The following is a 13,119-nucleotide window of genomic DNA, read 5'->3' as shown; positions in this document are numbered from 1 at the left end:
CCCCGAATTGGTGGCGGACGATTTGGCGATCATCCAGGCCAGGCGCATCATCTATCATTGCCGCTGGCTGCACCTTGCCCTGTTCTGCGGTGTCCCCGCAGCAATTTATGGCGGCAGCCCCGATAGCGGGCTGTTTATCCGGATTATCCTGCCGACAATTATCGGCGCGGCATTCATCCTCGGCTTTCTGTCGCTGACCATGGCGCGCAAAAAACGGCTGCACCCAAAAAATTCACGGCGGCTGGTGCGCGAGGCGGGCATTGGCTGCTGTATTGTCGCACTGCTGTGTTCGATATGGTGTGTGTTCAGCTGGCTGTCGGCGCCGGCGGAGATGAAAAGCCATTATCCGCTGATCATGGCCATGGGCTCGCTTGGCACCACCTTCTGCATGTCGAACATGCGTGCGGCGGCGATAAGCAACGCCGCAATCGGGCTGGTGCCGATCAGCTTTCTGCTGTTCTTCTCCGGCCAGCCCGTGGATATTGCAGCCGGGATCAGCATGCTTGTCGCCAGCGCCTTTTTGCTGCGCATGATATTGGAACAGCATCACCAGCTGGTTGATCTGTTGCTGCTTCAGAAGCAGCTGCACGATCTTGCGGTCACCGATCCGCTTACCGGGCTGCTCAATCGGCGCGGTCTCGATGAAAGCCTGGAAGTAGCGATGGCGCCGCACCGCGACAGGGTGCGGCCTTTTTCGATCGCGCTGCTCGACCTTGATGGCTTCAAGCCGATCAATGACTGTCATGGCCATGGCATTGGCGATATGGTGTTGCAGGCCGTGGGGCAGCGCCTGCGCGCAGCGGCCGGGGATAAGGCCAGGGTGGTGCGGATGGGCGGCGATGAATTTGCCGTACTTATCCCGCATGAATCGGATATCGCCCCCGATGCTGTCGGTACGCATATGCTGGCGGCGCTCGCGGCTCCATTTCGCATTGCGGATCTCAATCTTGCCATCGGTGCCAGTATCGGCGTTGCCCAATGGCCGCGCGATGGCGATAACCCGGAACAGCTGTTCGACACGGCGGATAATGCACTCTATTCGGCAAAGGCCGCTGCCAAGGCGAGCGCCCAAGCTGTCGCCATGCCCAGAGACGATGAAGGGCAAAGTGCCATGGGCCTGCGATAATTTTACTTGATGTCAATTTTTGTTGACAGATGCTCGCATTGCCGCTTGTTTGTAGCCATGGACATGGAATCCCCCCGGCTATGAATTACCATCACGGCAATTGCGATGACTGCAGCGTACGGAATCACGCCATTTGCAGCGCGCTCAGCGATGACGAACTGGCGGTACTCAACAGCAAGGGGCGAAAGCACCGGCTGTCGGCGGGCCAGACTTTGGTATGGGAAGGGGATGAGTCGCTGCTGGTGGCCAATGTTGTCGAAGGGGTGATGAAGCTCTCCACTTCGATGGGCGATGGTCGCGAGCAGATTGTCGGCATTGTCTATCCATCGGATTTTATCGGCCGCCCCTTTGGTGGCCGCAGCCTGCATTCGGTCACCGCGCTGACCGATGCCCATCTCTGCGCTTTTTCGCGCCGTGATTTCGACAGTTTCGCGCGTGAGCATCCCGATCTTGAGCACAAGCTGCTCGACCGGACGCTGACCGAACTTGATCGCGCACGCCACTGGATGTTGCTGCTCGGTCGCAAGACAGCACCGGAGAAGATTGCCAGCTTTCTGCTCGAAATGTCCGAGCGTCTGGCCGATCCGACGGATCCGGGAAAGACGGTATCGGGCGTGTTCGAACTGCCCTTTGGCCGCCAGCAGATTGCCGATATTCTCGGCATGACGATCGAGACGGTGAGCCGTCAGCTCAGCCGGTTGAAGAAAGCGGGCATCATAGCGCTGCCCGACCGGCGTCATATCCAGATCGTCGATCGCCACCGGCTGGCGCAGGAAGCTGAAACCGATATCTGATCCCGCTTCCAGGGTGCTTGCTGAGCGATGCAGGCACCAGCTGATGAGCCCGTGATGCCGATAGAAAATCGCCAACGGGCCGGTGCCATAGCTGTAACCTATGGTGATGTGTCGCCGCGATAGTCGGGGCATGTAGTGGCCCCGAACTTTCTTGTTTCGCTGCTGTTTCTTTGACCCAGATCAATGAACGCCGGCACTCTTCCGGTGCAATCACGCCAGCATGTGGGGGGCTATGCCGCCGCCCGGCAGATTGACCAAATGGGAAGGGCATTATGGAAACTCTGGTAATGAAGGCTGGCGGATGGCTGCTATTATCGCTGCTGGCGCTGGCGGCGGTCGTGTTTGCGGCGGACGGGGGCTTTGCGGTACATATGGGCATTGTCGCCCTGGTGTGCCTGTTCATGATGTGGCACACAATGAGCGGCGCCGATTATGCGTCGATGGCAAAAGGCATTTTGCGGGTTCCGGCAGATCCCGGCCGATATGATGATGATGTCGTGCGCTGGGGCGTGATTGCGACCATCTTCTGGGGCATGGCGGGCTTTCTTGTTGGCCTTTATATCGCTCTGCAGCTGGCCTTTCCGGTGCTTAATCTCAATCTGGAATATACCACTTTCGGGCGGCTCAGGCCGCTGCATACTTCGGCAGTGATCTTTGCCTTTGGCGGCAATGCCCTGCTCGCCACCAGCTTCTATATCGTCCAGCGCACCTGCCGTGCGCGGCTCGCTTTCCCGGGCCTCGCACGCTTTGTGTTCTGGGGCTATCAGCTGTTTATCGTGCTGGCGGCTACCGGCTATCTTCTCGGCATCACCCAGTCGAAAGAATATGCCGAACCCGAATGGTATGTCGACCTGTGGCTGGCGATCGTGTGGATCAGCTATGGCGTGGTGTTTATCGGCACCATCGCCAAACGCTCCGAACCGCATATCTATGTCGCCAACTGGTTTTTCCTGAGCTTCATCCTCACCGTGGCGATGCTGCATGTGGTCAATGCGCTGACCATTCCGGTGTCGTTCCTCGGCTCGAAAAGCTATAGTGCCTTTGCCGGGGTGCAGGATGCGCTGACGCAATGGTGGTATGGCCACAATGCGGTCGGCTTCTTCCTCACCGCCGGTTTTCTGGCGATGATGTATTATTTCGTGCCGAAACAGGCCGAGCGACCGGTGTATAGCTATCGCCTGTCGATCATCCACTTCTGGTCGCTGATCTTCCTCTATATCTGGGCCGGTCCGCACCACCTCCATTATACTGCGCTGCCCGACTGGGCGCAGACTCTGGGCATGGTGTTCTCGATCATGCTGTGGATGCCGAGCTGGGGCGGTATGATCAACGGCCTGATGACGCTCAACGGCGCCTGGGACAAGATCCGCACCGACCCGATCATCCGCATGATGGTCCTGGCGCTGGCCTTTTACGGCATGAGCACCTTTGAAGGCCCGATGCTGTCGATCAAGGCGGTGAACTCGCTGTCGCACTATACCGACTGGACCATCGGCCATGTCCATAGTGGCGCTCTGGGCTGGAACGGCATGATCACCTTTGCGGCTATCTACTATCTGGTGCCGCGCCTCTGGGGGCGTCAGCGTCTCTATTCGCTGCGCATGGTCAACTGGCACTTCTGGCTCGCGACCATGGGTATCGTGCTCTACGCCGCGGCGATGTGGGTTGCCGGCATCATGCAGGGCCTGTTGTGGCGTGAATATGGCGCTGATGGCTATCTGGTCTATTCGTTCAGCGAGGTCATCGACGCGATGCTGCCGATGTATCTGATCCGTGCTGCGGGTGGGCTGCTCTATCTCGCCGGTGCCGGGGTGCTGGTCTACAATGTCTGGCGCACCATCCTCGGTCATCAGCGCGAGGAAAAGGCGATGACCGAAACCCCCTATGATGCCGAGGCCGACCGTCCGGTCGTGCCCCAGGCCATGCCGGCCGAGTAAGAGGGAAAAGACCAATGGACAATCTGGCAAAAAACCACAAAAAGCTCGAACGCAACGTCACCCTTCTTTCGGTCTTCGCCTTTCTGGCGGTGATTATCGGCGGCATCGTCGAGATTGCGCCCTTGTTCTGGATCGACAACACCATCGAGGAGGTTGAGGGTGTACGGCCCTATACCCCGCTCGAACTGGCCGGGCGCAACATCTATATCCGCGAGGGTTGCTATACCTGCCATTCGCAGATGGTGCGCCCGTTTCGCGACGAGGTCGAGCGCTATGGCCATTACAGCCTTGCGGCGGAGTCGATGTATGACCACCCATTCCAGTGGGGCTCGAAGCGCACCGGGCCCGATCTGGCGCGTGTCGGCAACCGCTATTCGGATGAGTGGCACCGGGCACATCTGATCAATCCGCGCTCGGTGGTGCCGACGTCGATCATGCCGCCCTATGCCTTTCTTGCCGACCGTCCGCTGAAAGCCGGAGATATGCGCGGTGACCTCAAGGCACTGTCCCTGGTCGGTGTGCCCTATGACGAGGCGGCGATTGCAGCGGCCAATGAAGACCTGGCGGCGCAGGCCGATCCCAATGCCGATACATCCGAACTGGAGGCACGCTACCCCAAGGCGCAGATACGCGATTTTGACGGCAACCCCGGCCAGCTGACCGAGATGGATGCGCTGATTGCCTATCTGCAGATGCTGGGCACGCTGGTCGACTTTGAGTCCGCCGAAGCACTGGAGGAACCACGATGAACTATGAAGCGATGCGGCAATTTGCCGACAGCTGGGGCCTGTTGTTCATGGCGATATTGTGGATCAGCTTCGCATTATGGCTGTTCCGCCCCGGCGGCGCCAAGCACAGCCGCGATGCGGCAAACATGATTTTCGCCGAGGACGAGAAAGGCGGGGAAGACAAAAATGGCTGAGAATATTCGCACCGATGAAGCGACGGGTACCCAGACCGTTGGTCATGAATGGGACGGTATCGAGGAGCTGAACACGCCGCTGCCGCGCTGGTGGCTGTGGACCTTCTATGCCACCGTCTTCTGGTCGATTGTCTATGTCATCCTCTATCCGGCATGGCCTTTGGTCAACAGCGCCACTGCCGGGGTACTTGGCTGGTCGAGCCGTGGCGATGTCGAGCAGCAACTGGCGGCACGCGAGGCCGAGCTGGCACCGATCCACGAGGCGCTGGTGGCGGCGGATATCAACAGTCTGGTCGCCAATGCCGAATTGAGGAACACCGCGATCCAGGGTGGCCAGTCGGCCTATAAGGTGCATTGCGTGCAATGCCATGGCGCCGATGCCGCCGGTCTGGGCGGCTATCCCAATCTGAACGATGATGACTGGCTGTGGGGCGGAGATCTGGAAGCGATCGAATATACGCTGATTCATGGCATCCGGAACCCCGACCATCCGGAAACCCGGTTCTCGCAAATGCCGGCCTTTGGTGCCGATGGTCTGCTCAATGATGCCGAAATTGGTGATGTCGCCTCCTATGTCCGGCTGCTGTCCGGCGAGGAACAGGCCAGCGCCGCATCGCAGCGTGGTGCGACGCTTTTTGCCAATAACTGCGCCGTTTGCCATGGCGGCGATGGCAAGGGCAATCGTGAACTCGGTGCGCCCAATCTGACCGATGCCATCAGCCTTTACGGTACTGATCGCGAAGCGCTGACCGAAACCATCTATTACAGCCGCAATGGTGTGATGCCGCGCTGGGGCCAGCGTCTCGACCCGGCAACGATCCGCATGCTCGCCGTTTATGTCCACTCACTGGGCGGCGGCGAGGTAGCGCCGGCTGCTGCTGAGGATCAGGCTCCTGACGCTGCAGAAACCGCGTCAGCCGTGCCACCGGATGACGGAAAGGCGGGTGATGCCAGTTCCTGACGACACCCTTGAGCCCCCCCTTCAGCTCTATGCAGCACGCAAGGATGTCTTTCCCAAGGCGGTAAACGGCTTTTTCCGCCGGCTGAAATGGCAGATCATGGCGGCAACGCTGGCGATCTATTACATCACCCCGTGGATTCGCTGGGATCGTGGCCCTTATGCCCCGGACCAGGCGGTGCTGGTCGACCTTGCCAATCGCCGTTTCTACATGTTCGGCCTCGAAATCTGGCCGCATGAATTTTATTATGTTGCGGGAATGCTGGTGATGGCAGGCATCGGCCTGTTTCTGGTTACCTCCGCCGTCGGTCGCGCCTGGTGCGGCTATGCCTGCCCGCAGACTGTATGGACCGATCTGTTCCAGCATGTCGAGCGCTGGGTCGATGGCGACCGCAATGCCCAGTTCCGGCTCAAGGACTCGCCGTGGAATGGCACCAAGATCCGCAAGCGGTTGACCAAATGGGGCATCTGGCTGTTCATCAGCTTCTGGACCGGCGGTGCGTGGATCATGTATTTCGCCGATGCGCCGACGCTTACCGTCGACTTCTGGCAGGGCGAGGCACATTATATCGCTTATGCCACGGTTGGCATATTGACGGCGATCACCTTCATCTTTGGCGGCTTTATGCGCGAGCAGGTGTGCATCTATATGTGCCCCTGGCCGCGCATCCAGACCGCGATGATGGACGAAAAATCACTGATGGTCACCTATAAGGACTGGCGCGGTGAGAAGCGTGGCAGCGTCAAGAAAGCGCTGAAAAATCCTGGCGAATTTGGCGACTGTATCGATTGCAACCAGTGCGTTGCGGTATGCCCCACCGGCATCGATATTCGCGAAGGCCCGCAAATCGGCTGTATCACCTGCGCTTTGTGCATCGATGCCTGTGACACAGTGATGGAACAGACCGGTCGTCCACGCGGCCTGATCGACTATATCACTGAGGAAGATGCCGAGCGCGAGCAGAAGGGCGAGAAGGCCCGGGCCAGCTGGAAGATGCTGCTGCGCCCGCGCACCATGGCCTATTTCACCGTCTGGGCCAGTATCGGTGTGGCGATGCTGTTTGCCGTCGGCAATCGCAGCCGGCTCGACCTGTCGGTGCAGCAGGATCGCAGCCCGGCCTATGTCCAGCTCGCCAATGGCGATGTACGCAACAGTTTCACCGTTAAGCTGCGCAACATGGAAAACCGCCCGCGCGATGTCGTGGTGTCGGTAAGCGGCCTGCCCGGTGCCAGCATCTGGAGCGAAAGCGTGCCGCGCCGTGACGGCCAGACCAGCATTACCGCGACGGTGCCCGCCGACAGCGTTGGCAAGCTTAACCTGTTCGTTGTCGCACCGCGCGAGGGCGGCGCGGACGAGGCGTTCACTATCACCGCTACCGGTGCCGATGCCGAAGCAGGTGACAGCGGCGCTACCGACAGCGACACATTCACTTTCAAAAGGCCGGAACGGTGAGCATGATCATGGGCAATGAAGCAGGCGATGACCGCAAACCCGGAAAGGGCAAGATCAACGGCTATCATGTCACCGCGATGCTGGTGGCTTTTTTCGGTGTAATTATCGCGGTCAATCTGGTGATGGCGCGCTACGCCATTTCCAGCTTTGGCGGTACGGTGGTCGATAACAGCTATGTCGCCAGCCAGAAATATAATGACTGGCTCGAGGCGGCCCGGGCCCAGCAACGCTATGGCTGGACCATCGCCGAACCGCTGCGCCAGGACGGCCATGTCGTGATGCGCATTGCCATGACTGAGGGCGGCGGCGCGATGACCGGTGCCAGCATCACCGCCGAGGCGATGCATCCGGTCGGTCGCAGCGACTCCTTCACCTTCACCTTTTCCGAGACCGCGCCCGGCGTCTATCGCAGCGTCGATCCGGTTCCCCAGGGACGCTGGAAGCTGCAGATCAGCATTGATCGCGCCGGTCAGACCTATCGCATGCGGAGCGAGATCCTGTGAACGCCAGCTATCCGATAGCGGTGTCCGGTGGCGACAATGCCACAATTGAGGCCACTTCCTGCGAGGATAGCCGTTTCGCCGTGCCCGCCATTCGCTGCGCCGGCTGTATCTCCAAGATCGAGCGCGGGCTGCATGCGGTGCCCGGGGTGGTGACCGCGCGGGTGAATTTCTCGTCGAAACGGGTGGCAGTGACGCATGATCCGGCACTCAGCGAAGCCGATCTGCTGCATGCTATCGAGGATATCGGCTTCGAGGCGCAGATCCTCGCCGACAATCCGCTGGCTGAGGAAAAGGGGTCGAGCAAGGCGCTGTTGCGGGCACTGGCGGTCGCCGGTTTCGGCATGATGAACATCATGCTGCTCTCGGTCAGCATCTGGTCGGGTGCCGATGGCGAGACAAGAGCGCTGTTTCACTGGCTCTCGGCGCTGATCGCCATCCCGGTCATCGCCTATGCCGGACGCCCCTTTTTCGCCTCGGCGATGATGGCGCTCAGCCATCGCCGCACCAATATGGATGTACCGATCAGCATTGGTATATTGCTGGCCACCGGGCTCAGCCTATACGAGACCGCGACCGATGGACCGCATGCCTATTTTGACGGTGTGGTGATGCTGATCTTCTTCCTGCTTGCGGGGCGTGCGCTTGATGGCATGATGCGCGACAAGGCGCGCAGCGGCATTGCTGCCCTGCTCGGCAAGAGCGCGCCCGGTGCCATGGTGGTGCAGCCCGACGGCACGACTGAATGGACCAGGGCCGGTGACATCCGCTCCGATATGGTGATGCAGCTTGCTGCCGGCGAACGGCTTGCCGCCGATGGCGTGGTTGAAAGCGGCCTGAGCGGTTTCGACATGGCGATGCTCACCGGCGAGAGTGACCCGCAATATAAAGGGGTCGGCGAGGCGGTTTATGCCGGAACGGTGAACCTGACCGCGCCGGTGCGCGTTCGTGTCACCGCCAGCGGCAAGGATACCGGCATCGCCGATATTGCGCGGCTTATGGACGAGGCCGGGCAGCATCGCTCTTTCCATGTTCGCGTCGCCGACAAGGCGGCCCGCTATTATGCCCCGGCGGTCCATAGCCTGGCACTGCTGTCTTTTGCCGGCTGGATGCTGGCCGGGGCGGGCTGGCACCAGTCGCTGCTGATCGCGGTGGCGGTGCTGATCATCACCTGCCCCTGTGCGCTCGGCCTCGCGGTGCCGGCGGCGCAGGTGGTCGCGGCGGGGGCTTTGATGAAGCGCGGGGTGCTGGTCAAGGATGGCAGCGCGCTCGAGCGGCTGGCCACTGCCGACCATGTGATTTTCGACAAGACCGGCACATTGACACTGGGTCGGCCGCGTCCCGGCGATCTTGGCCATTTGTCGGATCAGCAGAAAAGCATCGCGCTGGCGCTGGCGCAGCTCAGCCGCCATCCGCTGAGCAAGGGGCTGCGCGAAGTGCTGCTTGCCGAAAAGATTGTCCCTGCCGATATCAGCAGTCCCGAAGAGGTCGCCGGTGAAGGCATGCGGGCGCGCTGGAAGGATGAGGATGTCCGTCTCGGCAAGGGCGGTGATCAGACCGAAGGGCTGGCGGTCACGCTGACCATTGGCGACGACACCAGCCTTGTCCGCTTTACCGACCCGCTGCGCCCCGATGTCGATGATGTGCTGGCGGCGTTCGCGGCCGAGGACATGCAGGCCTCGATCCTGTCCGGCGACAATCTCGATGCGGTGGCACCGGTGGCACGGCGTCTCGGCCTGATGGCACAGGCCTCGGCAACGCCACAGGAAAAGCTCGCGACCATTGACCGGCTCAGCGGTGCCGGGCGCAAGGTGCTGATGGTTGGCGACGGCCTGAATGACGGTCCGGCGCTGGCGGCGGCGCATGTTTCCATGGCACCCGGATCGGCGAGTGATGTCGGGCAGCAGGCGGCCGATGCGGTGTTCACGGGAGATTCGCTGATGGGCCCTGCGCTGGCGGTGCATATGGCGCGGCGCACCATGCGCATCGTGCGGCAGAATTTCGTGCTGGCCATCGGCTATAATGTGCTTGCCGTTCCGCTGGCAATTGCCGGGCTGGTCACGCCGCTAATTGCCGCGATTGCCATGTCGTTGTCGTCGCTGATCGTTGTCGGCAATGCGCTGCGGCTCTACCGCGGGCTGCCATGCCCAATTGCGATGCGCGGCAAGCTTGCCGGAGAAAGGGCATGAGCGGGCTTGCGATCCTGATCCCCATTGCCCTGTTCATGGGGCTGTGTGGCTTGGGGTTCTTCTTCTGGGCGATGCGCAATGGCCAGTTTGAGGATCTCGACGGCGCGGCGCAGCGGGTGTTGATCGATGACGAGGGACCTGAGCCTGTAAATGACCGGCAGCAGGAGGAGCAAGGCTGATGCACTGGTTCCGCAGCCATGTACTGGCCATCGCACCGGCGCTGTCATCGCTTTCGGCGATGGCGCTGTCTCCCATATTGGTCCAGCTGCTGTCGCCTGAAGACGGCGTGATGCTGATCAGCCTGTGTTCGTCCGATGGCGTTGAGCAGACCATCGCTGTGCCGCTGGGCGATGGCGCGGATGGCGATGGTGATGCGCCGATGGACCATTGCAAAATGGCCTGTCATGCAGCCTGTTCGCGCAAGGATCAGGGGAAACCGGCGCAAAAGCCGAAACTATAGACCGATGCGCCGGCTCTCTTTCGACCAGTGGAAATCAAAATGACCGGAAACTGCATTTGCGGCGCTGTCAGCATCACTATCGAAACCAGACCCGACTTCATCCATGAGTGCAATTGCAGTTTATGCCGCAAATCCGGTGCTGCCTGGGGGTATTTCCCAGGGTCGCAAGTGCACAGGCAGGGTGCGACCATATCCATGATGCGCAACGACAAGGAAAACCCCGTAGCCGAGGTCCATTCCTGCCCCCATTGTTTCACGACGACGCATTTTGTCCTGACGGGGTCACCTGATGGCGGGCAGGGGCCGCGGGACATGATCGGTGTCAATATGCGACTGTTCGACCCGGATGCGCTGGCAGGCGTCGAAATTCGCTTTCCTGATGGCAAGGCTTGGTCCGGCGAAGGCGAATTTGGCTATCGGCGCACTTCAGTCACCATAGGTGAGGGGTTTGCCTGGTAACGGTCTTTTGCCAGAGCCAATGGCACGCTTTCCATGATCACAATTGGAAAGGGCGGAGATTTCCCCCCGCCCTTTCCGGCATATCGCCATAATGCAGATGGCGTGCCGCTTAATTGCGACCTTCGCGGCAGCGCCGGGATTACAGCTTTATGCCGATGCCGACGCCAACGACCAGCGGGTCGAGCGAAATATCGACCGTCTGCGTTCCGGCAGCCGTGGTGGTGAACCGCGCGGTGGTATCGATATCGATATATTTAATATCGAGATTGAGGAACACGCGTTCGCTGACCTCGATATCGACGCCTGCCTGAAGCGCATAGCCGAAGCTGTCATCCAGGCTGACGCTGGTCGGGCCGACGGCGCCTTCAAGCGCGCTGCTGGCATCTTCGGAGAAGAAGATGGTGTAGTTGATGCCGGCGCCGACATAGGGCCGCACTTTTCCTTCGGGGGCAAAGTGATATTGCGCCGTTAGCGTTGGCGGCAACACCCAGGTTTCGGCCAGCGGGCCGAGCGTTCCGGTGGTGCCGCTAATGCCCGATGCAGTGTGCTCGGTCACGGCGGCAATCAGCTCAAAGCCGATATTGTCGGTGGCCATATAGGTGATGTCGACTTCGGGCATGATGCTGTTGTCGACGCTGACCTCTTCACCCGGGAAAGCGGGCAGGATGTCGCCGCTGCTTTCATTCGGGATGACGTTGATGGCACGCGCCCTGAGCAGCCAGTCGCCCTGTTCTGCCATGGCCGGTGTTGCCGAAAAAACCGCGCCAATTGCTGCGGTTGCTGCGAGCATGGTTTTATATGTCTTCACGATAAACTTCCCTGTCGTTTCTTCCTGTTTCAACGCTGGGGAAACTAGGATGATCGGAACGCAGTCTCATTGATCTGGAACAAGCAAAACTTTGATCTGGCGCAAAGACTTGGGAGGCGGTGAGGTTCAGATATGAAGATATGTGGACATATTATCCTGAATTGCTGGAACAGCCGGTACCGCGTTATACCAGCTATCCGACGGCGGCGGATTTTGCCGACAATGTCGGGGTGACGGATTATGAGGCGTGGCTCGACAAGCTGGCGCCGGATCAGCCGGTCTCGCTTTATGTCCACATTCCGTTTTGCGAGAAAATCTGCTGGTATTGCGGCTGTAACACCGCAAAATCCAGCCATATCGCCCGGCTCGACAGCTATTTGCGGGCGCTGTGCGACGAGATTGACTTGGTGACCCACAGGCTTGGCGGCAGGGGCCGGGTCAAACGCATCGCCTTTGGCGGCGGCAGCCCCAATGCGCTCGGCGCGTTGCGTTTCGCCCGGCTGCTCGACATGCTGATGCTGGCTTTTCTGGTGCGCGATCCGGTCATCTCGATCGAGCTTGATCCGCGCAGTTTCAGTGATGACTGGGTGCGTGTCATCCAGAGCGCCCGGATCAGCCATGCCAGCCTTGGCGTGCAGACATTCGATCCAAAGCTGCAACAGGCCATTGGCCGCATCCAGCCGACCGAGGATATAATCGAAACGGTCGCGGCGCTGCGCCGGGCTGGCATCACCTCGCTCAATCTCGACCTGATGTATGGCCTGCCGGGCCAGAGCAATGCCGATCTCGACGACACGCTGTCGCGCGCAATTGCGCTTCAGCCCGAGCGTGTTGCGCTGTTCGGCTATGCCCATGTGCCGTCGCTGATCCCGCGCCAGCGCTGTATCGATGACAGCGCGCTGCCCGGCGCCGCGGAACGCTTTGACATGGCGCAATTTGGCTATGACCGGCTGGTCCGGGCCGGCTACCAGCCAGTCGGGTTCGATCATTTTGCGCTGCCCCATGACCACCTCGCCAAGGTGGCGAAGAGCGGTCTGTTACGGCGCAATTTCCAGGGTTTTACCGACGACCAGAGCAATGTTCTGCTGGGTTTCGGGGCGTCCGCGATCAGCGAATTTCCCGGTCTTATTGTGCAGAACGAAAAGAATATCGGCGATTATCGCAGGCGACTGGCAGCTGGGGGGCTTGCCAGTTCGCGTGGCATAAAGCGCACGCTGAACGATCAGCGTCGTGCCGCGGTGATCGCCGATATACTCTGCCATGGCAGCGCCGATCTCTCCGCGCTGTCCGATGGCGGAGACCATCGTGACCAGCTCGCGCCGTTCGTTGCGCGCGGGCTGGTCACGTACCATGGCGATCATATCGCGCTGGCACCCGGGGCGCTGCCCTATGCCCGCACCATTGCGGCCCAGTTTGACAGCCATCGCGATTGCGCACCCAAGGTGTTCAGCAGCGCCGTCTGACGCGGCGGCCACGCCGGATTGCGGTAAATTACTGCGTGGCAAATAGCGCA

14 protein-coding genes are annotated in these 13,119 nt (G+C 60.4%); 13 read left to right on the top strand and 1 reads right to left on the bottom strand.

The window, feature by feature from the left end:
* Positions 1 to 10: 10 nt before the first annotated feature.
* The 12 genes from AAFX04_13625 to AAFX04_13570 all read left to right on the top strand — a co-directional run bounded on the left by AAFX04_13625 (position 11) and on the right by AAFX04_13570 (position 10,798).
* The gene (locus tag AAFX04_13625) at positions 11 to 1,126 is read left to right on the top strand and encodes a GGDEF domain-containing protein (protein ID MEO1046475.1); all 1,116 of its coding nucleotides are present in this window, start codon (positions 11 to 13) and stop codon (positions 1,124 to 1,126) included.
* Positions 1,127 to 1,206: 80 nt separating this feature from the next.
* Positions 1,207 to 1,920 (top strand): Crp/Fnr family transcriptional regulator, encoded by a 714-nt coding sequence (locus tag AAFX04_13620; GenBank protein ID MEO1046474.1) that lies wholly within the window; start codon positions 1,207 to 1,209, stop codon positions 1,918 to 1,920.
* 272 nt (positions 1,921 to 2,192) lie between these two features.
* Entirely contained in the window at positions 2,193 to 3,857 is a 1,665-nt protein-coding gene (gene ccoN / locus AAFX04_13615; GenBank protein ID MEO1046473.1) for a cytochrome-c oxidase, cbb3-type subunit I, read from the top strand.
* Between the two features lie 14 nt (positions 3,858 to 3,871).
* The gene (gene ccoO / locus AAFX04_13610) at positions 3,872 to 4,606 is read left to right on the top strand and encodes a cytochrome-c oxidase, cbb3-type subunit II (protein ID MEO1046472.1); all 735 of its coding nucleotides are present in this window, start codon (positions 3,872 to 3,874) and stop codon (positions 4,604 to 4,606) included.
* Positions 4,603 to 4,779, top strand: coding sequence for a cbb3-type cytochrome c oxidase subunit 3 (locus AAFX04_13605; protein MEO1046471.1), 177 nt, complete (start codon positions 4,603 to 4,605; stop codon positions 4,777 to 4,779). Before ccoO ends, AAFX04_13605 begins: the two co-directional genes overlap by 4 nt.
* Positions 4,772 to 5,740: a cytochrome-c oxidase, cbb3-type subunit III gene (gene ccoP / locus AAFX04_13600; GenBank protein ID MEO1046470.1), complete on the top strand. Its 969-nt coding sequence runs from the start codon at positions 4,772 to 4,774 to the stop codon at positions 5,738 to 5,740. Before AAFX04_13605 ends, ccoP begins: the two co-directional genes overlap by 8 nt.
* Positions 5,727 to 7,190 (top strand): cytochrome c oxidase accessory protein CcoG, encoded by a 1,464-nt coding sequence (gene ccoG, locus AAFX04_13595; GenBank protein MEO1046469.1) that lies wholly within the window; start codon positions 5,727 to 5,729, stop codon positions 7,188 to 7,190. The genes ccoP and ccoG overlap by 14 nt, the downstream gene beginning before the upstream one ends.
* A 2-nt stretch (positions 7,191 to 7,192) precedes the next feature.
* Positions 7,193 to 7,693 (top strand): FixH family protein, encoded by a 501-nt coding sequence (locus tag AAFX04_13590; protein MEO1046468.1) that lies wholly within the window; start codon positions 7,193 to 7,195, stop codon positions 7,691 to 7,693.
* A gap of 20 nt (positions 7,694 to 7,713) precedes the next feature.
* A complete protein-coding gene (locus tag AAFX04_13585) occupies positions 7,714 to 9,879 on the top strand; it encodes a heavy metal translocating P-type ATPase (GenBank protein ID MEO1046467.1) in 2,166 nt (721 codons plus the stop codon).
* Positions 9,876 to 10,058 (top strand): cbb3-type cytochrome oxidase assembly protein CcoS, encoded by a 183-nt coding sequence (ccoS, locus tag AAFX04_13580; GenBank protein MEO1046466.1) that lies wholly within the window; start codon positions 9,876 to 9,878, stop codon positions 10,056 to 10,058. The genes AAFX04_13585 and ccoS overlap by 4 nt, the downstream gene beginning before the upstream one ends.
* Positions 10,058 to 10,339 carry a hypothetical protein gene (locus tag AAFX04_13575; protein ID MEO1046465.1) on the top strand — a complete coding sequence of 94 codons (282 nt, stop codon included), beginning with the start codon at positions 10,058 to 10,060 and terminating at the stop codon, positions 10,337 to 10,339. The genes ccoS and AAFX04_13575 overlap by 1 nt, the downstream gene beginning before the upstream one ends.
* A 312-nt stretch (positions 10,340 to 10,651) precedes the next feature.
* Complete coding sequence (locus AAFX04_13570) at positions 10,652 to 10,798, top strand: hypothetical protein (GenBank protein MEO1046464.1); 147 nt, start codon at positions 10,652 to 10,654, stop codon at positions 10,796 to 10,798.
* A gap of 139 nt (positions 10,799 to 10,937) precedes the next feature.
* Here the strand turns inward: AAFX04_13570 and AAFX04_13565 are convergent, their stop codons facing one another.
* On the bottom strand, positions 10,938 to 11,588 hold the full coding sequence (locus AAFX04_13565) for an OmpW family protein (GenBank protein ID MEO1046463.1): 651 nt from the start codon (positions 11,586 to 11,588) through the stop codon (positions 10,938 to 10,940).
* 158 nt (positions 11,589 to 11,746) lie between these two features.
* Here AAFX04_13565 and hemN point away from each other — a divergent pair, with 158 nt between their 5' ends.
* Positions 11,747 to 13,069, top strand: a complete 1,323-nt coding sequence (hemN, locus tag AAFX04_13560) for an oxygen-independent coproporphyrinogen III oxidase (protein ID MEO1046462.1) — start codon at positions 11,747 to 11,749, stop codon at positions 13,067 to 13,069.
* The last annotated feature ends 50 nt before the right edge of the window (positions 13,070 to 13,119 follow it).

This window comes from Pseudomonadota bacterium (genome assembly GCA_039818985.1).
In the GTDB taxonomy this organism is placed as follows: domain Bacteria; phylum Pseudomonadota; class Alphaproteobacteria; order Sphingomonadales; family Sphingomonadaceae; genus Alterisphingorhabdus.
This window is presented reverse-complemented; position numbering and strand designations above follow the sequence as displayed.